This is a genomic window from Dactylosporangium sp. NPDC005555 (genome assembly GCF_040605635.1).
Classification (GTDB): Bacteria; Actinomycetota; Actinomycetes; order Mycobacteriales; family Micromonosporaceae; genus Dactylosporangium.
In genome coordinates this window covers 106,417-126,545 of record NZ_JBEXDG010000010.1, presented here as the reverse complement: position 1 = coordinate 126,545, position 20,129 = coordinate 106,417, and the positions used below count along the sequence as shown (strand labels likewise).

The window sequence follows — 20,129 nt, the reverse complement described above, 5'->3', positions numbered from 1 at the left end:
CACCGGATGAGGATTCTTGCCGTGTGACAAACATGAAACAGGTGGTGCTGAGGGTACGGTCGCTGCAGACCACGACAACGGAAAGGGGGCGACGACCAGGTGTCGATCGCGTTGCGGCTCGCACTGCACCTCCCGCGGGATGCCGCGACGGTGCCGATGGCCCGCCGCCTCCTCGACCAGGCGCTGCGAACACTCGGCGTGGAGCCCGGCTGCCGCGACGACATCGGCCTGATCCTCACCGAGGCCTGCGCCAACGTCATCGAGCACGCGCGTGACATCGATGACTACGAGATCAGCATCGACGTCACCGACCGCCGCTGCGTGATCCACGTCGTCAACGACGGCTCCGTCATCGACCCGGCCCGCCTCGTCCTGGCGACCGAGATGACCACCAGTGAGCTCGCCGCCCTGGACCTCGCGGTCCTCGACGAGCACGGCCGTGGCCTGCACATCATCCGCGCCCTCGCCGACGAGCTGTACCTGACCCCCGCCAAGGACGGCGGCCTCGCCCTGCAGGCCGTCACCACCCTGCGCTGGACCACCGCCGCCGAGATCTGGCAGCGCCGCTGAGCTGTGCCAGCCGCGGCGCGGCGGGGTTCTCGATGATCCGGAAGAGTTCGTGCTGCTATGGACGACATAAAGTCTTCCGGATCATGGGAAAGCGCGGCGGCGAAGCCGGCACAGTTAGCTCTGCTGGATGCGGATGAGGTTGCCGGCGGGGTCGCGGACGGCGCAGTCGCGGACGCCCCAGTCCTGGTCGGTGGGTTCCTGGACGATTTCGGCGGCTGAGGACTGGAGGCGGGTGAAGACCGCGTCGAGGTCGGTGGTGGCGAGGTTGACGCCGGAGTAGGTGCCCTTGGCCATCATCTCGGTGATGGTGCGGCGTTCGTCGTCGGTGACGCCGCTGCCGGGGACGGCGACGGGTTCCAGGACGAGGGCGGTGTCGGGCTGGCCGGCGGGGCCGACGGTGATCCAGCGCATGCCCTCGTGACCGACGTCGTTGCGGACCTCGAAGCCGAGGATGTCGCGGTAGAAGGCGAGGGACGCGTCAGGGTCGGTGTGGGGCAGGAACGAGGCCTGGATGCTGATGGTCATACCGGTCACGCTAGGCGGGCGCCGCCGGCCGCCGCTTCTTGATTCCTGACCGGATGAGGGTTCCTGACCGGATGGGGGGTCCTGCCCGGAGGAGGGGTCCTGACCGGCCGGGTCACCCGTTTGGCGACGCACGGCGGCAGGCTGGCGGTCGAGAGCGCGGCGCGCGCCCGGTACGCGCTGGGCGGCATGCCGACGAGTTCGGTGAAGCGGGTGCTGAACGTGCCCAGCGACGAGCAGCCGACGGCGAAGCAGACCTCGGTGACGGTGCGGTCGCCGCGGCGGAGCATGGCCATCGCGCGTTCGATGCGGCGGGTCATCAGGTACGAGTACGGCGACTCCCCGTACGCCTGCCGGAACGCGCGGCTCAGGTACCCGGCGGACATGTGCACGCCACGGGCGAGGGCCTCCACGTCGAGCGGCTGCGCGTATTCCCGGTCGATCCGGTCGCGGACCCGCCGCAGCAGGGCGAGATCCCGCAGCTGAGGGGACGTCATCGTGCCACAGTAGCGGGAGCCCGGCGCGATCCCCGCCACGCCGGGGCCTCCCTGGACGAGCAGCCGGGCCCGGAATGTGCGGAACCGGACGCTAGTCGAGCCGCACGGTGACCGTCTTCGGGCGCTGGTACTCCGTGAGCGCCAGGACGCTCAGGTCGGTGCCGTGCCCGGAGCCGCGCCGGCCGCCGTGGGGGAGTTCCGCGGTCTGCTCCAGGTGGCAGTTGACCCACACCTCGCCGCAGTCGAGCTGCTGCGCGAGCCGCAGCGACGGCCCCACCGCCGTCCCCCACACGCTCGCCGCCAGGGCCTGCGGCACCGAGTTGGCGAGGGCGACCACCCCGTCGAGGTCGTCCGCCGCCTGCACGGTCAGCGCCGGGCCGAACATCTCCCCGGTCACCGCGGGGTCGTCCGCCGGCAGGTCGGCGAGGATCAGCCCGGGCCGCCAGAACCCTCCGTCTTCACCGGAGCCGACCGCGACATCCCCCCGGTGGAGCGCCTGGGCCGCCGACGAGGACACGATCGCGTCGAACCGCGCGACCTGCGACGGATTGTTCAGCGGACCGAAGTCGGGACCCGCGCGCCGGGCCCGCATCGCGGCGGCGAGCCGCGCGACGGTCTCGTCCAGGTGGGAGCGCAGCGTGATGACGCGGGCCGGCGCGGCGCAGCTCTGCCCGGCGTTGTACGTGCACGCCCCGACCAGGGCGTCATACGTGTCGTCGGGCGCGTCGGGCAGGACGACCGCGGCGCAGTTGCCGCCGAGCTCCAGGCTGACCCGCCGCAGCCCGGCCCGGGCGACGACGTCGAGCCCACCGGCCTGGCTCCCGGTGAACGCGACCGCGTCGACCTGCGCGCCGACGAGGAGCCTGCCGGTCTCCCGGTCGCCGGGCAGCGCGACCAGCACGCCCGCGCCGAGCGCCGAGGCGGCGTGCGAGGCCAGCAGCACCGCCGTGTCGGGGGTCGTCTCGGCCGGCTTCAGGACCACGGCGTTGCCGGCGGCGAGCGCGGGTCCGAGCCGCCACGCGGCCATGAGCAGCGGGTAGTTCCACGGCACGATCGCCGCGACGACCCCGAGCGGCTCCCACCGCACCCAGCTCTCCCGGCCCGGCAGCAGCTGCCCGGCGGCCGGGGTCAGGTCGGCGCGGACCGCACCGGCGTAGAAGCGCAGCACGTCAGCGGAGTTCAGCACCTCGGCGCGGGCGTCCGCCGGGGACTTCCCGGTCCCGGCGATCTCCGCATGTACGTATTCGCCGAGGTGCTGCTCGATGAGGGCGACCAGCGCGAGGAGCCGGTGCGAGCGCTCCTTGGCGGTCAGCGAGGCCCACCCGGGCGCGGCGGCGCGGGCGGCGGCGACGGCCGCCGAGACCTCGGCGGGGCCGCCGCACGAGAGACGGTTGCGGACCTGGCCGGTCCGGGGGTCGGTCAGATCAACGAAGTTCACACCACATCGTAGGCACGCAGCCAGAGCTCGAGCGTGAGCACCAGCCAGACCTTGCCGCCCTGGCGGGGCAGCAGCGCGCCCTCGCCGCGCAGCCACGCGCGGATCGTGACCGGGTCGAACAGGCCGCTGGTGCGGCTGCCGAGCAGCACGTCGTCGGCGAGCTCCCGCAGCGGCCCGCTCAGCCACTGCTGCACCGGCACCCGCATGCCGCTCTTCGGGCGGTCGACGATGGTGGCCGGCAGCAGGTCCCGCACGGCCTCCTTGAGGATCCACTTCTCGTCGGTGCCGGCGAGCTTCAGCCGCGGCGGCACGGTGAACGCGTGGTCGATCACCCGCCGGTCGAACAACGGCGCCCGTCCCTGCAGGCCGCGGGCGGCGGTCAGCCGTTCGACCTTGGTCAGGATGTGGTGGGCGCCCTTGGTCCGCAGGTTGCAGTGCAGCAGCCGGTTGAGGTGGGAGCGCATCGTGCCCGGCGACAGGTACGGCGCGACGAAGCGTTCCGGCCCGGGTTCGGTGTCCAGGGCACGCAGCGTGTCCTGCGTCAGCAGCATCGGCAGGTCGCCGTAGCACTTGCGGTAGGACCGCAGGTACGCCAGGGACCGCGCGTCCGGTGACGGGTCGTCGCGGTGCAACTCGTACAGCAGCATCGGCAGGTTCTTCGGTCCGCCGAACACGGGGTCGCCGCCCTCGCCGTTGAGCACGACGCTCATCCCGTCGCCGGCGACCGCCTCGGCGAGCATCAGGTTGGGCACGGTGAGCGGGTCGCCGACGGGACTGTCCAGCAGCGCGACCGTGTCGGCGAGCCGGGCGGCGACCGCGTCGCCGGAGACGCTGAGGACCCGGTGGCGGGTGTTGCAGTGGGCGGCGACGAGCCCCGAGTACGCCAGCTCGTTCGGCAGCTCATGACCGAAGCTGATCGAGTAGGTGCGGACCTCCTGGTCGTGCAGCTTCGCGGCGAGGGCGGTGACGAGGCTGCTGTCGACGCCGCCGGACAGCAGGACCGCGGCGGGTTCGGCGGCGGGCAGCCGGATGCTGGTGGCCCGCTCCAGCAGGGCCCGCAGGGTCGCGGTGTGCCCGCCGGCGGTGGTGGCCTCGTCAGGGCCTTCGTCGATGGCCTCCGTCGCCTCCCAGAACACCGCTTCGTGGGCGGTGCCGTCGGCGCGCAGCCGCACGATCCTGCCGGGGAGGACCTCGTGGACGCCACGGAGCAGGGTCTCGTCGCCGGGCAGGTAGGCGAAGGTGAGGAACGACCGGACCGCGCCCAGGTTGAGGCCCGTGTCCAGCCCCGGCAGGCGGCGCATCGCGCGCAGCGACGTCGACGCCGCCCAGGTGCCGCCCAGCCGCGTCGTCGACCGGGCGGTGAAGATCGTGCGGGCGCCGACGTGGTCGCGGATGACGACGAGGTCCGGGCCGTCGGCGACGACCATGACGAACATGCCGTCGGCGGCCTTTACCCCGTCGGCGCCGAGACTCCTGTACACCAGCAGCAGCAACAGACCGTCGGGCGTCTCCGGTGCGACGGGGTCCCCGGCCCTGGCGAGGGCGGCGAGCAGCTCGGCGCGGTTGTGCAGGACGACCTCGCCGACCGCGTGCAGCGGCCCGGCGGTCCAGGGTCCCTCGGCGAAGCCCGGCTCGCCGTCCACGAACCCGAGCGTGGCCGGGCCGGCCTGGACGACCTGCCGGGCGCCGAGACCGGTCAGCGCCCGCGGGTCGCCGAGCGTCGCTGCGATGCGTGGCACGGGAGTCTCCTGTCGTTGCGGGCCGCGGCCTCCAGCCGGAGGCCCGTGCCCTGTCGTGCGTCAGCCGAAGTCGTCGTCGGAGCCGCCGCCGCCGCCGTCGCCGTCGTCGTTCCAGCTGCCGCTGTCGCCGCCGCCCCCGTCGTCGCCTCCGTCACCGCCGTTGTTCTGCTGTTGCTGCTGGGCCTGGCGGCGCAGCTCGTCCTCCTCGAGCGGCGACATCATCAGCGGCGGAGCCACGATCGCGCCGAGCAGCGCCCCGGCACCGACGGCGGCGAGGATGGCGCCGGTACGGCCACCGAACGACGTCCGGTTGACCGTCAGCGTCCCGTCGCCCCACGCGGTGCGGCCGTAACCCTGGTCCCGGCCGTAGACGACCTGCCCGGTCGTGTACGTCCGTTTGATGATGCGGTCGCCGAGGATCTCGTCGACGCCGCTGCGGCCGGAGTTGTCCTGCCACTGCACGTAGTGCTCGCCGGCGCGGCGGCGCCACTCCTGCCGGCCGTCGGCGAAGCGGCGGTGCACGCTGTGGTCGGCGAGGAGCTCGTCGGTGTACTGGATCTCCCGGTACTGGCTCACAGCACTCCTGTCATGCGGCCGGTCATGCTGCCGGCCAGGTCATGAAGCCCGCGGCCTGGAGCTGGCGCAGGCGGGTCCTGCGACGCGTCCGGGACTGGCCCCGGACGAGGCGGTGCACGGTGCGCAGCAGCCGGGCCGGGTTGACGGCGGCGACCTCGACGGTGTGCCCGGCCCGCAGCCGGCGCACCTCCCACGGCTCCAGCCCGGCGGCGTGCTCCGGGGGGCCGGCGCGGTCGCGGGCGCCGGTGGTGAGGTGGAGCGCGGCGGCGTGCGCCGGGCGCAGTCCGAGCGGGTGGACACGCAGGTCACCGGCCCACCGGCGGACGTCGTCGACGGCGGTGTAGCCGGCGGTGCTCGCGTCGTGCAGCACGAAGACCGTGGCGTCGCCGGTGCGTCGCAGCGCGGCGGTGAGGCGCGGGTCGAGCGGCAGGTCGCGCAGCGCGAACACCGGGCACGCCGACTCCATGTGCAGCTCGTTGGCGAGCAGCATCCCGGCGATCCCCGCGTCCTGGCAGACCAGCAGGCGGGGCAGGCCGTAGTCGTACAGGTCGGGCACGTCGTCGCCCGGTGCCGGCGACGGCACGGTCCGCGTGGCCGGGTCGTCGAGGAGCCCGGGGACCGGGCCGTGCCGCCGCAGGGCCGCCAGGAACCGCTCGTGGCCGCCCGGGGCGGGCAGCGTGAACCTGACCCGGCGCGGCAGCCGGTGCAGCGGCATCAGGCCGCGGCACAGCTCGTAGTACAGCTGCCGCCGGGTGAACCGGATCCGTCCCGGGGCGCCGGCTCGCGCCACCGCCGCCGCGAGGGCCCGGTCGACGACGCTCACTGCCCGGGCCAGGTCATGAAGCCGACCGCCATCGCGGCCTTCTCGTCCCGGTCGGGTGCGCCCGCCTTGCGCAGGTGCGCGGCGACCTTCTCGACCCGCGCGAGGAGCTGCGCCGGGCGCAGCGCGGCGACCGGCGACGACCAGCCGTCGCCGAGCCAGTCCAGCTCCTTCGGCGTCAGGTCCGTCTGCGTCTTCAGCCACGCGATCCGCTCCGGCTGCCGGGCTTTCGTCCGCAGCTTGAACGGGTCCTTCGCGGCGAGGATCGAGCGGGGCCGCAGGCCGAGGTCGACGACGCGGCGGCCGCGCAGCTCGTGCCGGGCCGTCGCGAGGAACACCTCACCGTCGAGGCTCGCGTCGTGCAGCACCGCCACCGGGGTCCCGGCCGGCAGCTCGGCGACGTTCACGGCGAGCGCGGCGGCGAACCGGCGCTCGACGTCGTTGACCCGCAGGCAGGCGAGCACCGACAGGTCGGGGCAGAGGATCGCGAACGCCGGCTGCGCGGGTGGCGGGCCGGGCCGCACGTGCGGCTCGTCGACGATCCCGCCGGGCGGTTTGCCGTAGACGCGCGCCCAGCCGCCGATGATCTCCTTGCGGAACTGCGGCAGCGGCATGTTCACCGCCACCTCGCGTTTGAAGACGCCGGCGAGCCGCAGCACGATGATGGTCGCGCTGATGAGCAGCAGCACCACCCCGACGACCGCCAGGGGCTCGGGGCCGCCGGTGAGGCCGACGACGATCATCACCGATCCGATGATGATCGGCACGACGATCCCGCACCCGGCGGTGACGCCCGTGCTCGCCTTGTTGGTCTTGCGGGCGGCGGCATACCACAGCTGGGTCGTGGTGTACCAGAGGCCGCCCTCGGCGAGCTTCGCGGTGAGCCGCCGCACCTTCACGTCGTGCAGGGCCAGGGGGTTTGCTTTCGGCTCGAACACGAACGGCTTCTTGCAGGTGCCGCAGCGGCCACCGGTGCGGTCGCGGCGCTTGAGGTTGGTGGTGCAGTGCGGGCAGATCATGCCGATCCCTCCAGACGCACGGCGAGGCGGCGGGCGGTCCGGGCCGCGCGCTCCCGCCAGCTCATCCCACCCGGTGCCGGCCGCTCACCGACGGCGCGCAACGCCTTCGCGAGCGCCGGATAGTCCAGTCCGCCGCCGTCGGCCGGCTCCGCGGCGGCGCGGCGCTCGGCCTCCTCGGCGGTGATCGCGTAGTCCTCGTGGTCGATGCCGAACCCGCTGTTCGCGGCCAGGATCAGCAGCCGGCCGTCGCCCCGGTTGGCGAACGAGTGCGGCAGCAGCGCCGGGATGCGGATCATGACACCGGGCGTGAGCCGCACCGAGACCGCGGCCTGCCGCTCCTCGTCGTAGAGCCCGCACGCCGCGTAGCCAAGGCTCAGCACGAAGTGCTCCCCGCCGTGCGCGTGGGGTGTGAACGCACTGTGCCCCCGCATCAGCCCCAGCTTGTACGTCGCGTTGCTCGGCCGCTCCGGCGACGTCAACGCGTCACCGATCAGATACCTCGCGAACTGCCCCTGGTCGATGAACGGCAGCAGCTCGCCCGGGTCGAGTAGGTCCCCGCGTCCGGTCCCGGACGTCAGCAGCGCGGTGCCGTCGGCGGTCAACGCGTACACCTCGACGCCCGCCGGCAGCACCTCGTCGCCCTTCACACTGCGCACTGTACGAAACCCGCACTACTGTTTCCAGCCGCACCGTCAACCTGTCCCACGGCGAGGCGCGGGTCCCGCCGGGGGATGTCACGATCGTCCCGTTCGACCGGGGAACTCGACCGGGGAAGGAGGGTCTGTGCGGCGTTACGGCGTGCCCGCCGACATGATCGGTGCGGCCACCGGGCGGCGGCCCTGGACCTCGCACCGGCCGCCCGCCACGACGAGACGGCCCGTCTGCTCGGCGTCTGAACAGCACCCGCATCGACCCTGACCTCCCGGCGGCGCCGGCACCGTGCAGAATCTCAGCGGGGGCGGCGGGTTCCAGCCGCCCGGAAACGGGAAAGGGTGGCGGCATGTTCGACCTCACGGGGCGCCTGGCGCTCGTCACCGGCGCCGGGCACGGCATCGGCGCCGCCATCGCGGTCGCGCTCGCCGAGCACGGTGCGGACGTCGTCGTGCACTACGGCCGTTCCGCGGAGCGGGCCGCCGGCGTCGTGGACCGCATCGCCGCGATGGGGCAGCGGGCGACGGCGGTCCAGGCGGACGTGACGGACACCGGGCAGGTGGACGCGCTCGTCGACACCGCTACGGGGTTCCTCGGCGGGCTCGACATCCTCGTCTGCAACGCCGGGCACCTGGTCGGGCGGGTCGCCGTCGCGGACATGAGCGACGAGCACTTCGCGAAGGTGACCGACGTCAACCTCACCGCGACGTTCCGCACCGTCCGCGCCGCGCTGCCGGCGCTGCGCGCCTCCGACGCCGGGCGGATCATCACGATGGCGTCCCTGGCCGCGCACAACGGCGGCGGTCCCGGCGGGGTCGCGTACGCCGCGGCGAAGGCCGGCATCATCGGGCTCACCAAGGGCCTGGCGAAGGAGCTCGCGCCGGACCACATCACGGTCAACGCCCTGGCCCCCGGGTACATCGGCGACACCGACTTCCACGCCACCTTCAGCACCCGGGAGCGACGCGACGCGACGGTGGCCTCGCTGCCGCTGGGGCGGGGCGGGACCGCCGCCGAGGTGGCCGCGGCGGCGGTCTACCTGGCGTCCGTGGAGGCCGGCTTCGTCACCGGGTCCACGCTGGACCTCGACGGCGGCGCCTCGCCGCGCTGACGGGGCCGCTCGGGGCCGCGGCCGACCCGGCACGCCTCCTGCCTGGTTGTCGTGCGGCGCGGGCGGTGCGGTGGCCACGAAGCGCCCCACCCGCCGGGACCAGCATCCATTCGGTGTCCGGGTGGTCGTGGACGGGGCAGCCCGGTCCGGGTAGGCGTCAGGGTGTGCCGGGCAGCCGACGGCTGCACACTCCGCGTCGAAATCGCAGCGTCGACGAATTGGAACGTCAGGAAAGGGAATTCGCCGTGCAGTGCGCGAGGATGATCCCCGCGTAGCCGTGGGTGTCCTGCTGCGGCACCCGGTGGACCTCGATGACAGGGGCGGCGAAACCGGGGCGGAGCACCGCCCGCAGGTCGTGCTCGTCGACGTCCGCGCTCGGGAACGACCGGTCGCCGACCGTGTAGCCGCGGCAGCGGCGCAGCGCCGCCGTCACGAACAGTCCGCCCGGCTCGACCAGCCCGGTGATGTGGCGCATGTACCGCACCCACGTCGCCCTGTCCCCGGTCGCGGAGTCTGCGCAGTAGGCGCTGATCACCGTAGGATAGGTGCGGTCGACCGGACGCGGGTGCCGGGCGTCGACCTCGACGAGGGCGGTGACCTTCTTGCGGGTCAGGTCCTCCCGCGCGGCCACCTCGTCGTCGGTCGGGTCAGCGTTGCCCTCGCACCGCAGGGTGTGCAGGACGAACGGCCGCCAGTCGTGGGCGTCCGGATCCCGGTCCAGCCACCGCCGGATCTCCGCCAGGTTCCCCGGCAGATAGTCGCCGAGGTGGATCTCGGAGGCGATTTCGGCCGCCGCGAACACGTGGTGCAGGGTCGGCCCGACCCCGAAGAACAGCACCGGCCGGTCCCGGCCGGCACCGCGTAGGACATCGACGAGGAACGCGATGGTGGCGACCTCGTCCGGCTCGACGGAGCCGTAGTAGCCGCGCAGGTATGCCGCAGGATCCCAGTCGGTGTCGAACGAGGCGTACCGGTGGCGCAGGAACACCCTGGTCAGGCGGGCGAGGCCGTACTCGTAGCCGGCGGCGCCGACGTTCGCACCCACCAGGAAGACCAGGGCCCGGGTCGCGGAGCCGGTCAGCAGCGCCACGCCGAACGCGCCCGCGTAGTACGGGACCTCCTTGGCGACCTCGGTCGCGGCGTACCCGGCGGCGGCTGCGACCCGGGCCGCGCGAGGATCCGGCGTGTACCGGCGGGTCAGGTCGTGCGCGGCCTTGGACAGCACGTTGGTGCTGGTCCCGGTCGCGGTGAGGAGCTCCTGGTTCGCGCGCAGGTTCGCCGCCAGCCCCCACGCCCACAGCGCGTAGCTGATGGCGAGCAGCGCCAGGGCCCACCGGTGCCCGATGCCGTCGAGCAGGCCGGACGCGACGAGTGCGACCCCGGCAGCGGTCGCGGTGGCGTCGAGGGCGTATGCGGACACCACGGTCGCCGCGAGGCTGGCCAGCCACTTCATCGCAGGGCCTGGCGCATGAGTTTGCCGGTGGGGGAGCGGGGGAGCGCGGGCGTGAAGGTGATCGCCGCGAGGCGCTTGAAGGGCGCCACCCGCTCCGCCACGTACCCCAGCAGCTCCTCCGCGCTCGCCGGTGAGCGCAGCACCACGTGCGCGACCGGGACCTCGCCGGCGGCCGGGTCGGGCCGGGGCACCACGGCGGCGTCGGCGACCGCCGGGTGCATCCGCAGCAGCTGCTCCAGCTCCGCCGGCGCGACCTGGTAGCCGCCGTGCTTGATGAGCTCCTTCAGCCGGTCGACGACGTACAGGTGGCCGTCCTCGTCGAAGTGGCACAGGTCACCGGTGTGCAGCCACCCGTCCGTGTCCAGTGCCGCCGCGGTCTCCTCTGGGCGGCGGCGGTACCCACGCATCAGCTGCGGACCGCGCACCCACAGCTCACCGGTGCGACCGGCACCCAGGTCGGCGCCGGTGGCCGGGTCGACGATGCGGGTCTCGGTGCCCGGCAGCGGCCGCCCGACGGACCCGCGGCGCGGCGCGTCCGGGTCGCTGACGGCGATCAGCGCGCTGGTCTCGGTCATGCCGAGGCCCTGGCTGACCCGGCAGCCGAGCCGTTCGGCGCAGCGCTGCTCCGTCGCGGCGTCCAGGGGTGCCGCGCCGACGCCGACCGCGCGCAGCGACGACAGGTCGAAGCGGTCGACGAGCGGGTGCCCCGCCAGGGCGTGCACGACCGGCGGCACGACCACGGTGAGCGTGACCCGCCGGTCCTGGACCGCGCGCAGGAACGACTCCAGCTCGAAGCCGGGCAGCGTGACGACGGTCGCGCCGGCCGCGAGCCCGCCGGTGAGGAGCAGGTTGAGCCCGATCACGTGGCAGAACGGCGCCACGGCGAGGATGACGTCGTCCTCGGCGAACCCGAGCACCGCCTGCGCCTGCCGGACGTTGGCGACCAGAGCGGCGTGCGTGAGCTCGACCCCCTTCGGCAGTCCGGTGGTGCCGCTGGAGTACGGCAGCGCGGCCACGTCCCGGACGGGGTCGGTCTGGGCCGCGACCGGTGGATGCTCCTGCCCGGTCAGATCGTCGAAGGTGAGCACCCCGCCGGCGGCTGCGAAGGCGTCGCGCGCCCGTGCCAGCAGCGGCGGTGCCGTGACCAGCAGGCGCGCCCCGGCGTCCGCGAGCTGGGTGGCAAGCTCCGCGCCGGTGAGTGCCGGGTCGGCGCCGGTGACGGTCCCCCCGGCGGCCATCGCCCCATAGGCGGCCAGCGCGTAGGCGGGCAGGTTGGGACTGGACACGGCCAGGACGTCGCCCCGGCCGAAGCCGCGGGCGGCGAGCCCGGCGGCGACCCGCCCGACCCCGTCCGCGAGCTCCCGGTAGGTGATGGTGGCCCCGGTCGCGGCGTCGAGGAGCGCCGCCTTGTCGCCGAGGCGTGCCGCGTGCTGCAGCACCAGGTGGTGTACGGCGTCAGTCATGGCGGCAAGGTAGGCACCGGATCGTGTGCGGATCGTTTCCCGAACGTGTGCGCGGGCGTTACCGTGCATCTCGACGACGACGGCGGTGGCGATGACGGATCAACGGCTCACGATCCACACTCTCGGCCGCGCCGACCTCGCCCTCGACGGGCAGCCCCTCACCGGACTCGCCTCGGCCAAGGCGGCGGCGCTGCTGATCTACCTCGCGGTGACCGGCGCCGGGCACACCCGCTCGGCGCTCGCCGGGCTGCTGTGGAGCGACCTGCCCGAGGCGACCGCCCGCGCCAACCTGCGCCTCGCGCTGACCAAGCTGCGCCGGGTCGTGCCCGGACACCTCGCTGTGACCAGACGGACCGTCGCGTTCGCCGACGGCGCGCCGGTCTGGGTGGACGCCGCCGCGGTACTGGATCCCGCCCTGTCCGCCGCCGACGCGGTCCGGCTGTGCGGCGGGCAGTTCCTGCACGGCTTCGACGTGCCGGGCGCCGCGCTCTTCGACGACTGGGTCGCGGCGCGGCGGGCCGCCTTGCACGCCGACATGCTGATCGTCCTGGATCGGGCCGCCAGGTGGGGGCGCGACCGCGGCGACCCGGCGGCGGGGATCGACGCCGCCAGGCGCATCCTTGAGCTCGACCGGCTGCACGAGGAGGCGCACCGGGTGCTCATGCGGTTCCTCGCCGCCGGCGGGCAGCGCGGCGCGGCCCTCGCCCAGTACGAGACCTGCCGCTACCTCCTCGACGAGGACCTCGGCGTCCCGCCGTCACCGGCGACGACCGCGCTGCGCGACGAGATCGCGGCCGCGGCCGAGCCGGCGTTCGAGCCGGCAGCCGACGACCGCCCGCGGCCGCTCACCTCCCTCGTCGGCCGTGAGGGCGAGCTGGCCCGGCTGCGGGAGCTGCTCGGCGACCCCGCGTGCCGGCTCGTCACCCTCGTCGGGCCCGGCGGCGTCGGCAAGACCCGCCTCGCCCTCGAGGCCGGCGGGGCCGTGTTCGTGTCGTTCGCCGGCATCGACGGCGCCGGCGACGCCGCCGATCTCGTCGTCGCCGACCTGGCGAGAGCGTTCGGGGTGCCGCTGACCGTGCCGCGCGACCCCCTGGACCTGCTCGTCGCGCACCTCGCCGACCGCCGGGTCCTCGTCGTGCTGGACAACCTGGAGCACCTGCCGGGCGCCGCGGCGCCGCTGGCGGGGCTGCTACGGCGCGTGCCCGGACTGCAGCTGCTCGCCACCTCGCGCCGGCCGCTCGGACTGGGCGTCGAGTGGCTCGTCGAGGTGCCCGGGCTGCCGTACCCACCGCAGGGCGCACCCGGTGACGGCTACGCGGCGGTGCGGCTGTTCCAGGAACGGGCCAGGCCGCTGCGGCCCGGGGTCGAGGCCGACGTCGACGGGGCCGCGCGGATCTGCCGCCTCGTCGGCGGGCTGCCCCTCGCGATCGAGCTCGCCGCCAGGTGGGTCCGCGCCGCCGCGCCCGGCGCCATCGCCGACCGGCTCGAGCACGGCCTCGAGCTGCTGTCCACGACCGCGCCTGACGTGGCGCCGCGGCACCGCAGCATCCGGTCGGTGCTCGACGCGTCCGTACGGCTGCTGACCGACGAGGAACGCCGCGCCCTGCGTCGCCTGTCCGTGCAGCACCGCTTCGACCTCGCCGCCGCCTCCGCCGTGGCCGGCGCCGGGCTGCCGCTGCTGGCCGGGCTCGTCGACCAGTCACTGATCACCGCCACGCCGGACGGGCGGTACACGATGCACGAGCTGCTGCGGCAGTACCTGGCGGAACGGCTCGCCGAAGACCCCGCTGAGGAGGCGGAGACCCGACGCCGGCACGCCACCCACCACGCCGCCCTGGACTCCCCGGACGCTGCCAACCTGCGGGCCGCCACCGACTGGTTCATCGGCGCTGCCGCCCCCGCCGAGCTCGACGCGCACCTGCGGCGGCTCTGGACGCTGCACCGGCGGACCGGTGCCTTCAAGGAGTTCCAGGTCGTCGTGGGGGCTGCGCTGCGCCGGACCGACGTGCCCGACCTGTGCCGGGCCCGCTGGCACAGGCTGCTCGGCGAGGCGCACCAGCAGCTCGGCGACGCCGTCGCCGCCCGCCGGGAGCTGGAGCAGGCCCTTGCCGTCCTCGGCAGCCCGGTCCCCCGCTCCGGCGCCGGCTGGGCCTGGATGGTCGCCGTTGAGCTCGCCCGGCGCCCGTTCGGCGGCCTGGCCGCGCGGGCACGTCGCGAGCTGTTCCGGGAGCGCGCCGCCAGCTGTTTCGCGATCAACGAGGTGTACTGGGTCCTCGACCAGCACCGGCGGATGCTGCCGGTCGCGCTGCGCGCGGTCAACGACGTCGAACGCGACGGCGACCCCGACCTCACCGCCCGGACCCGCGCCGGGCTCGGCATGATCGCGGGCAGCGCCGGGCTGCACCGGCTCGCCCGCCGGCACCTCGCCGCCGCTGTCGCCGCGGCCGGCCGCACCAGCGACCCGCTCACCGCCTGCTGGGTCGGCATCGTCGGCGGGCTGCACTGGACCGGCGTCGCCGACTGGGCCGCCGTCGACGCCGCCGCCGCGCGGGTCCTCACCCGGCGCCCGGCCGTGCCGCTGCACCGGTGGGCCGACGAGGTCAGGCTCATCGCCGGCGTCGCCCAGCACCTTACCGGCCGCCGCGCCGAGGCCCTCGCGTCGGCCGCGGCGGGCACGGCGGCGGGCCGGGACCGTCAGGACCCCGTCGTGCAGCTGTGGGGTCTGCTGGTACTGCTGGAGGCGACGCTGTCCGCGGACCCCGTGGACCCTGTGGACCCTGTGGACCCGGCGCTGCCCGGATGGGTCGCGGAGGCGCTCCCGCTGCTGCCCGCCGCGTCCCGGATCGACGCGGCGCGCCTGCACACCGCGCACGCCCGGATGCACCTCGCCGCCGGCCGCCCGGCTTCGGCGTGGCAGGCGGCCCGCACCGCCGACCGGCTGATCGGCCCGCGCCCAGCCCCGGTGCAGTACGGCCTCGAGGCCCTGTCCGGCATCGCCGAGGTCTGCCAGACCCTGCTCGAGACCGGTGCTGCCGGCGCGGCTTCTGCCGATGGGGCTGCGGTTGCCGGGGCTTCGGTCGGTGGGGCTTCGGTTGCTGCGGCTTCGGTCGGTGGGGCTTCGGTTGCTGCGGCTTCGGTCGGCGGGGCTTCGGTTGCCGCGGCTTCGGTCGCCGTGGACGAGGTTCGTGCCGTCGAGGCCGCCGCGGTGCGACGGTTGCGCAGGTACGCCCGCATCTACCCGATGGCCCGCCCCCGCTACGGCATCGTGCTCGGCCGCCACCTCGCGCTTCGGGGCCGCGCCCGCGCCGCCGCCCGCGCCTGGACCGCCGCCGCCCGCGCCGCCACCCGCCTCGGCATGCCCGCCGACGCCGCCCGCGCCGCCGCGCTCCTGCAGGCCCGGCGCTGACCGTCCGCCGGTGCGGGCGCGGGCGCGGGCAGCGCTTCGGTGTGGATCACAGGGCGGCGACGGCGGCCGTCAGGGCAGCCGCGTCGAAGCCGCCCGTGGGGAGGGTGGCGGCGAGGCGGTAGCGGACGTCGCCCTTGGCGTCGACGAGCAGCGTGCCGCTCTGCTGGACCAGCATCGCGCGGGGGAGCCCGACGGTGTGGTGGGCCTCGGCGCCGGCCGACGACACCACGCGGACCGGGCCGGCGACCCGGCGGACCCGGGCGGCCTGCGCCTCGCCGCCGGGGACGACGACGACCGGGGTCACGTCGCGGTCGTCGAGCCGCAGCCCGGCGAGGTCCTTGACGTGCCGGACGCAGATGGCGCAGCTCGCCGCCCGGATGAAATACAGCGCGACGCCCCGCGTGCCGCCGCGGAGATCGGCCACCGTGACCTGGGCGCCAGTGCCGTCGGTGAATGCGACACGATCGGTCTTGACCTGCATGACTCCTCCTATGGGTAACTGAGTTACGTAAATTAGATACGCATCTGGGTTACCGAGTCAAGGGCCGGTAAGGTTTCTGGCATGAGTCCGGTCGACCGTGCCGAGCAGGATCTGGGCATGCTGCTGGCCGCCTGCTGCGAGCGCATCGTGCGCAACCTGCTCGGCGAGCTGTCCACCGTGGGATACGGCCACCTGACCCCGTCGCAGTCGCTCACCATGCTGTTCATCGGTGACGGTCTCGACACCGTCACCCAGCTCGCGGACCGCCTCGGCATGACCACCCAGGCGATCAGCAAGATCTGCGCCACCCTGCACGCCGGGGGCCTCCTCGAGCGCCAGGCGGCCGTCGCCGACGGCCGGGTGCGCCACCTGCAGCTCACCGCCGAGGGCCGGCGCGCCGTCGACGCGATGCGCACCGCCGGGGTCGCCGTCGAGCAGGCCTGGGTCGACCTCGTCGGCGCCGACACCCTCGGCGTCGTGCGCACGGCGCTCGCCGCGTTCGCCTTCGCCCCCGAGACGGCCACCACCAGCCCGGTCCACATCCGCTTCGCCTGACCGCCGCCGCCGTCGCGGCCCGCGTTCGGTGCGGGCCGAACTGTTGCGGGCCTAGCCTCGGCCGCATGAGCGACGACATCCCTGTCACCGACGGCCGCGACCCCGCCGACGTCATCGAGCACGCCGTGGCGCACGCGATCGCGCTGGCGCGGACCTGGCCCGCGTGGGACGGCCGGCCGATCCCCGCCGGCGACCGGGTGTACACGCCGCACAAGGCGGTCCGCCGCATCGGGGACCACCTCGTCGACCACCTCGCCGAGCTCGAGGCCCGCCTCGCCGGTGCGACGCCGCCGCCCGACCACTGGCACGCGTCCGCGGTGACGACGCCCGGTGACCTGGCCGCGTTCACCGCCGAGGACGCCGACGAGGCCGCCGCCCGGCTCGCCCGGCTGGCCGGGATCTGGGCGCTGCGCCTGCGCGCCCTGAACGACGAGCGGCTCGACCGGGCCGAGGGCGACGCGTGGACGCTGCGGCAGGTCGCGTTCCGCCTCGGCAGCACGTACTACGCCGACGCCGTCGGTGACCTGACACCAACCCAGGGCGGAGACGGCCTCCGCCCCGGGGATGACCGGGGGGCCGCCCACGGGCGATAGCCTCACGCCATGGACGGGGAGGGCGGGCGGATCCGGTGGGCCAGGGAGGTCCGGCTGCCCCTCGCCCTCGCCGCCGTGCAGCTGCTCGTGTGGCCGCTCGGCCCCTTCGCGTTCGGCATGACCGTCGACGCCGGCCAGGTCTGGCGGCTCACGGCGCTCACCGCCGTCGTCGCCGTGGCGCTGAGCCTGCGGTCGGTCGCGCCCGTCGCGGCGTGGGCGGCGACCCTGGCCGCGGTGAGCTGCGCGTCGCCGCTCGGGCTGCAGGACCAGGCCCTGGTCGTGCCGTTCGGGGACCTGTTCGCCCTGTATGCGCTCGCCGCCCGCCGCACCCTGCGGGTCAGCGTCGCCTGCGCCGCCGCCGGCACCGTCGTGTCCACGCTCGTCGCCGACGTGCTCTTCCGTCCCGGCCCGGCGACCGGTCGGGACGCGTTCATCGGCTGGGACACGCTCACCGGACCGCTCGGCGACGTGTTCGGCGGGGTGGACGTGATGACCGCCGCCGCCGACGCCGTGCTCGCCGCGGTCGCGTACGCCGCCGTCGTCGTCTTCGGCCGGTCCCGCCGCCGCCGGAGCGCCCGCAGCGAAGCGATCCGCGTCCACGTCGCCGCCGCGGCCGAGCACGAACGCGCCGCCGCCGCCCACGAGCGCGAGCGGCTCAGCCGGGAGCTGCACGACGTGTCCGCGCACCACCTCACCGCCGTGGTCGTCCAGCTCGCCGCCGCGCAACGGCTCCGCGACCCGGCGAGCACCGCCCAGGCCCTCGACGTGGCCCGCACCTCCGGGCGCGCCGCGTCGCGGTCCCTGCACCACCTGGTCGCCCTCGCCGGCCGCGACGACCCGACGCCCCCGGCGGGCCTCGCCGGCCTGCCGGACCTGGTCGCCGGCTACGCCCGCCTCGGCCTGCGCCCGCGCCTGCGCGTGGACCTCGACCCGGACGCCGCCCCGGACCTCGCCCCGGACCTGGACCCGGACCTGGCCCCGGACGTCGGCGGGACGGTGCACCAGATCGTGCGGGAAGCGCTGACGAACGCGCTGCGGTACGCCCCGGGCGCGCAGGTCTCCGTCAGCGTCGCCGGCACCGCCGGCGCGGTGACCGTGACGGTCGACGACGACGGTGCCGGCGGTGCGAGCGGCTTCGACCTGGGGTCGGGCGCCGGCATCCCCGGGATGCGGGCCCGGGCCGCCCGCCTCGGCGGCACCGTCACGGCCGGGCCCGGGGCGTCCGGCGGCTGGTCCGTGCACGCGGTCCTGCCCACCACGAACGGTGTCCGCGGCCCCGGCACGGACGGACCCGTCACTCCCGTGCCGGCAACGGTCGCGGCGGTGCGGCAGCCGGGAGGGCGGGTGCTCGACGGGCTGCTGATGCTCGTCGTGGCCGGGCTGCCCGTGTTCGTCGCGGCGGTCGCGCGGGCCGAGGAGGACGCCGGGCCGCTGTTCGCGGGCGCAGGCGACGCCGGCATGACGGCGCTGTTCCTGACTGTCTACTGTGGAGCGTTGTGGTGGCGGCGGCGGGCGCCGGTCGTGGTGCTCGCGGTGATGCTGGCCGTCGCGCTCACCGGCGGCATCGTGGCACGGCTGGTGCCCGGCGCGACCGGCTCCGGGAGCGTGCTGCCCCTCGCCCTGGCCGGGATCGTCGGCGCCGTCTACGCGGTCGGCCGGTACGAGACCCGCCACCCCGCACTCAGCTGGCTCGCCGCGGTCATCGCGGGCGTCGTGGGCGCCGTCGTGCTGGTCGTCAGGTTCGTGCGGCCCGCCGACCTCATCGCCGGTGGTGGGCCGCCGCAGCTGTGGCCGACGGGCGCCGTGTTCGTCACCGGGCTGAGCGGCGCCGCGCTGAGCCTGCTCACCGTGCCGTGGTGGATGGCGGGGCTGCTCGTCGCCCGGCACCACGCCCGCACGGACCGGCGCGACCGGGCCGCGCTGCGCGACGTCGCCGACCGGGCCGTCCGCGCCGCCCGCGAGGAACGGGCCCGCATCGCCGACGGCCTGCGCGACCAGGTCCTGCGCCACACCTCGGCCCTGCTCGAATCGGCGGGCGATGACCGTACACCCGCCGCCGGGAAGATCGCGGTGACGCTCGGGCACGGCAGGGCCGCGCTCACCGCGATGCGGGAACTGCTCACCGTGCTGCGGGTCGGTCCGGCCCCGCGCGCGGCGCAGCCGACCCTGGCCGGGCTCGCCGACCTGACCGGTGTCACCCTCGAGGTGCACGGCGCCGGGCCGGGGGTCCCCCTGGAGGTGGAGCTGTGCGCGTTCCGGTTGGTGGAGGCCGTCCTGCCGGTCGGTGGGGCATCGCTGAGCGTCCGGATCGAGCACGGGCCGGGCGCGCTGCGGCTGCGCGTGGAAGGGCTCGGCGGTCCGGTCCCGCGGCCGGTCCTGGCCGCCCTGCGCGAACGCGTCGACGCGGTCGGCGGCTCCCTCACCCCGGCGCGGATCCCGGACCCGGGCTGGCGCCTCGAAGCGAACCTGCCCACCACCGAGCCGGACGTGCAGGGGGTGCCGCGGTGATCAGGGTGCTGGTGGTCGACGACCAGCCGATGGTGCGGGCCGGGATCGCCGCCGTCGTGGACGCCGAGCCCGACCTGTGCGTGGTCGCGGTCGCCGCCGATGGGGCCGAGGCGGTCGCCGTCGCGCACCGGGAGCGGCCCGACGTGGTGCTCATGGACATCCGCATGCCCGGCATGGACGGGCTGGCCGCGACGCAGCGGCTCACCGCCGGTGCGGATCCGTCGCGGGTACTGGTGCTCACGACGTTCGGCCTCGACGAGTACGTGTACGCGGCGCTGCGCGCCGGGGCGTCCGGGTTCCTGCTCAAGGACGCCGACCCGCAGCGGGTCGTCGACGCGGTCCGGGTCGTCGCGGCCGGTGACTCGCTCATCGACCCGACGCTGACGCGGCAGCTCATCGACGCGTTCGTCCGGGCGCCGGCGGCCGACCCGGCGGTCGCGGCCGGTCTCGCCGCGCTCACCGCCCGCGAGGTCGAGATCCTGCGGCGGGTGGCGAGGGGCCTGTCGAACGCGGAGATCGGCGCCGAGCTCGGCGTGCGGCCCGCGACGGTGAAGGCGCACATGAACGCGATCCTCGCCAAGCTCGACCTGCGCGACCGGGTCCAGGCGACGATCTTCGCCTACGACGCGGGACTGGCCCGCCCGGGCCCGTCTACAACCCAGGGTGGTGCCGGGAATCCGCCCCCGGCCTGACGAACGCGGCGCGCCGCGGCCATAGCTTCGGATGT

Annotated in this window: 18 protein-coding genes; 7 read left to right on the top strand and 11 right to left on the bottom strand. The window is 75.1% G+C overall.

Going from position 1 to position 20,129, the window contains the following annotated elements; genetic code table 11:
• Positions 1-99 precede the first annotated feature (99 nt).
• Positions 100-570: an ATP-binding protein gene (locus ABZS58_RS14205; protein ID WP_354781249.1), complete on the top strand. Its 471-nt coding sequence runs from the start codon at positions 100-102 to the stop codon at positions 568-570.
• Positions 571-684: 114 nt separating this feature from the next.
• Here the strand turns inward: ABZS58_RS14205 and ABZS58_RS14200 are convergent, their stop codons facing one another.
• The 8 genes from ABZS58_RS14200 to ABZS58_RS14165 all read right to left on the bottom strand — a co-directional run bounded on the left by ABZS58_RS14200 (position 685) and on the right by ABZS58_RS14165 (position 7,828).
• Positions 685-1,095, bottom strand: a complete 411-nt coding sequence (locus tag ABZS58_RS14200) for a VOC family protein (RefSeq protein ID WP_354781247.1) — start codon at positions 1,093-1,095, stop codon at positions 685-687.
• A gap of 5 nt (positions 1,096-1,100) precedes the next feature.
• Entirely contained in the window at positions 1,101-1,589 is a 489-nt protein-coding gene (locus ABZS58_RS14195; protein ID WP_354781246.1) for a helix-turn-helix transcriptional regulator, read from the bottom strand.
• 91 nt (positions 1,590-1,680) lie between these two features.
• The gene (locus ABZS58_RS14190) at positions 1,681-3,027 is read right to left on the bottom strand and encodes an aldehyde dehydrogenase family protein (protein WP_354781244.1); all 1,347 of its coding nucleotides are present in this window, start codon (positions 3,025-3,027) and stop codon (positions 1,681-1,683) included.
• Positions 3,024-4,766 (bottom strand): asparagine synthase C-terminal domain-containing protein, encoded by a 1,743-nt coding sequence (locus tag ABZS58_RS14185; protein ID WP_354781242.1) that lies wholly within the window; start codon positions 4,764-4,766, stop codon positions 3,024-3,026. The genes ABZS58_RS14190 and ABZS58_RS14185 overlap by 4 nt, the downstream gene beginning before the upstream one ends.
• Positions 4,767-4,826: 60 nt before the next feature.
• Positions 4,827-5,342, bottom strand: a complete 516-nt coding sequence (locus ABZS58_RS14180; RefSeq protein WP_354781240.1) for a hypothetical protein — start codon at positions 5,340-5,342, stop codon at positions 4,827-4,829.
• Between the two features lie 22 nt (positions 5,343-5,364).
• Positions 5,365-6,165: a hypothetical protein gene (locus ABZS58_RS14175; RefSeq protein WP_354781239.1), complete on the bottom strand. Its 801-nt coding sequence runs from the start codon at positions 6,163-6,165 to the stop codon at positions 5,365-5,367.
• Positions 6,162-7,181, bottom strand: a complete 1,020-nt coding sequence (locus ABZS58_RS14170) for a hypothetical protein (RefSeq protein ID WP_354781237.1) — start codon at positions 7,179-7,181, stop codon at positions 6,162-6,164. The genes ABZS58_RS14175 and ABZS58_RS14170 overlap by 4 nt, the downstream gene beginning before the upstream one ends.
• Positions 7,178-7,828, bottom strand: coding sequence for a hypothetical protein (locus ABZS58_RS14165; RefSeq protein ID WP_354781235.1), 651 nt, complete (start codon positions 7,826-7,828; stop codon positions 7,178-7,180). Before ABZS58_RS14165 ends, ABZS58_RS14170 begins: the two co-directional genes overlap by 4 nt.
• Before the next feature lie 353 nt (positions 7,829-8,181).
• Here ABZS58_RS14165 and fabG point away from each other — a divergent pair, with 353 nt between their 5' ends.
• Positions 8,182-8,943, top strand: coding sequence for a 3-oxoacyl-ACP reductase FabG (gene fabG / locus ABZS58_RS14160; protein WP_354781233.1), 762 nt, complete (start codon positions 8,182-8,184; stop codon positions 8,941-8,943).
• A 226-nt stretch (positions 8,944-9,169) separates the two neighbouring features.
• Here fabG and gntF read toward each other — a convergent pair whose 3' ends face one another.
• Together gntF and ABZS58_RS14150 are read right to left on the bottom strand one after the other, a co-directional pair.
• On the bottom strand, positions 9,170-10,396 hold the full coding sequence (gntF, locus tag ABZS58_RS14155) for a guanitoxin biosynthesis pre-guanitoxin forming N-methyltransferase GntF (protein WP_354781231.1): 1,227 nt from the start codon (positions 10,394-10,396) through the stop codon (positions 9,170-9,172).
• Positions 10,393-11,859, bottom strand: coding sequence for an AMP-binding protein (locus tag ABZS58_RS14150; protein WP_354781229.1), 1,467 nt, complete (start codon positions 11,857-11,859; stop codon positions 10,393-10,395). Before ABZS58_RS14150 ends, gntF begins: the two co-directional genes overlap by 4 nt.
• A 91-nt stretch (positions 11,860-11,950) precedes the next feature.
• Here ABZS58_RS14150 and ABZS58_RS14145 point away from each other — a divergent pair, with 91 nt between their 5' ends.
• A complete protein-coding gene (locus ABZS58_RS14145; protein ID WP_354781227.1) occupies positions 11,951-15,265 on the top strand; it encodes a BTAD domain-containing putative transcriptional regulator in 3,315 nt (1,104 codons plus the stop codon).
• A gap of 46 nt (positions 15,266-15,311) precedes the next feature.
• On the opposite strand, the gene ABZS58_RS14140 is transcribed toward ABZS58_RS14145, so the two are convergent.
• On the bottom strand, positions 15,312-15,746 hold the full coding sequence (locus tag ABZS58_RS14140; RefSeq protein WP_354781225.1) for a redoxin domain-containing protein: 435 nt from the start codon (positions 15,744-15,746) through the stop codon (positions 15,312-15,314).
• An 81-nt stretch (positions 15,747-15,827) separates the two neighbouring features.
• Here ABZS58_RS14140 and ABZS58_RS14135 point away from each other — a divergent pair, with 81 nt between their 5' ends.
• The 4 genes from ABZS58_RS14135 to ABZS58_RS14120 all read left to right on the top strand — a co-directional run bounded on the left by ABZS58_RS14135 (position 15,828) and on the right by ABZS58_RS14120 (position 20,094).
• Positions 15,828-16,301 carry a MarR family transcriptional regulator gene (locus ABZS58_RS14135; RefSeq protein WP_354781223.1) on the top strand — a complete coding sequence of 158 codons (474 nt, stop codon included), beginning with the start codon at positions 15,828-15,830 and terminating at the stop codon, positions 16,299-16,301.
• A 65-nt stretch (positions 16,302-16,366) separates the two neighbouring features.
• Positions 16,367-16,894, top strand: a complete 528-nt coding sequence (locus tag ABZS58_RS14130) for a hypothetical protein (protein WP_354781221.1) — start codon at positions 16,367-16,369, stop codon at positions 16,892-16,894.
• Positions 16,895-16,903: 9 nt separating this feature from the next.
• Positions 16,904-19,402, top strand: coding sequence for an ATP-binding protein (locus ABZS58_RS14125; RefSeq protein ID WP_354781219.1), 2,499 nt, complete (start codon positions 16,904-16,906; stop codon positions 19,400-19,402).
• Complete coding sequence (locus ABZS58_RS14120) at positions 19,399-20,094, top strand: response regulator transcription factor (protein WP_354781217.1); 696 nt, start codon at positions 19,399-19,401, stop codon at positions 20,092-20,094. The genes ABZS58_RS14125 and ABZS58_RS14120 overlap by 4 nt, the downstream gene beginning before the upstream one ends.
• Positions 20,095-20,129: the final 35 nt, after the last annotated feature.

Bases quoted from the DNA above. Each gene is read 5' to 3' on its own strand.
- ABZS58_RS14200 (WP_354781247.1), bottom strand. From the start codon at position 1,095: ATGACCATCAGCATCCAGGCCTCGTTCCTGCCCCACACCGACCCTGAC.
- ABZS58_RS14195 (WP_354781246.1), bottom strand. From the start codon at position 1,589: ATGACGTCCCCTCAGCTGCGGGATCTCGCCCTGCTGCGGCGGGTCCGC.
- ABZS58_RS14170 (WP_354781237.1), bottom strand. From the start codon at position 7,181: ATGATCTGCCCGCACTGCACCACCAACCTCAAGCGCCGCGACCGCACC.
- fabG (WP_354781233.1), top strand. From the start codon at position 8,182: ATGTTCGACCTCACGGGGCGCCTGGCGCTCGTCACCGGCGCCGGGCAC.
- gntF (WP_354781231.1), bottom strand. From the start codon at position 10,396: ATGAAGTGGCTGGCCAGCCTCGCGGCGACCGTGGTGTCCGCATACGCC.
- ABZS58_RS14150 (WP_354781229.1), bottom strand. From the start codon at position 11,859: ATGACTGACGCCGTACACCACCTGGTGCTGCAGCACGCGGCACGCCTC.
- ABZS58_RS14145 (WP_354781227.1), top strand. From the start codon at position 11,951: ATGACGGATCAACGGCTCACGATCCACACTCTCGGCCGCGCCGACCTC.
- ABZS58_RS14140 (WP_354781225.1), bottom strand. From the start codon at position 15,746: ATGCAGGTCAAGACCGATCGTGTCGCATTCACCGACGGCACTGGCGCC.
- ABZS58_RS14135 (WP_354781223.1), top strand. From the start codon at position 15,828: ATGAGTCCGGTCGACCGTGCCGAGCAGGATCTGGGCATGCTGCTGGCC.
- ABZS58_RS14130 (WP_354781221.1), top strand. From the start codon at position 16,367: ATGAGCGACGACATCCCTGTCACCGACGGCCGCGACCCCGCCGACGTC.
- ABZS58_RS14125 (WP_354781219.1), top strand. From the start codon at position 16,904: ATGGACGGGGAGGGCGGGCGGATCCGGTGGGCCAGGGAGGTCCGGCTG.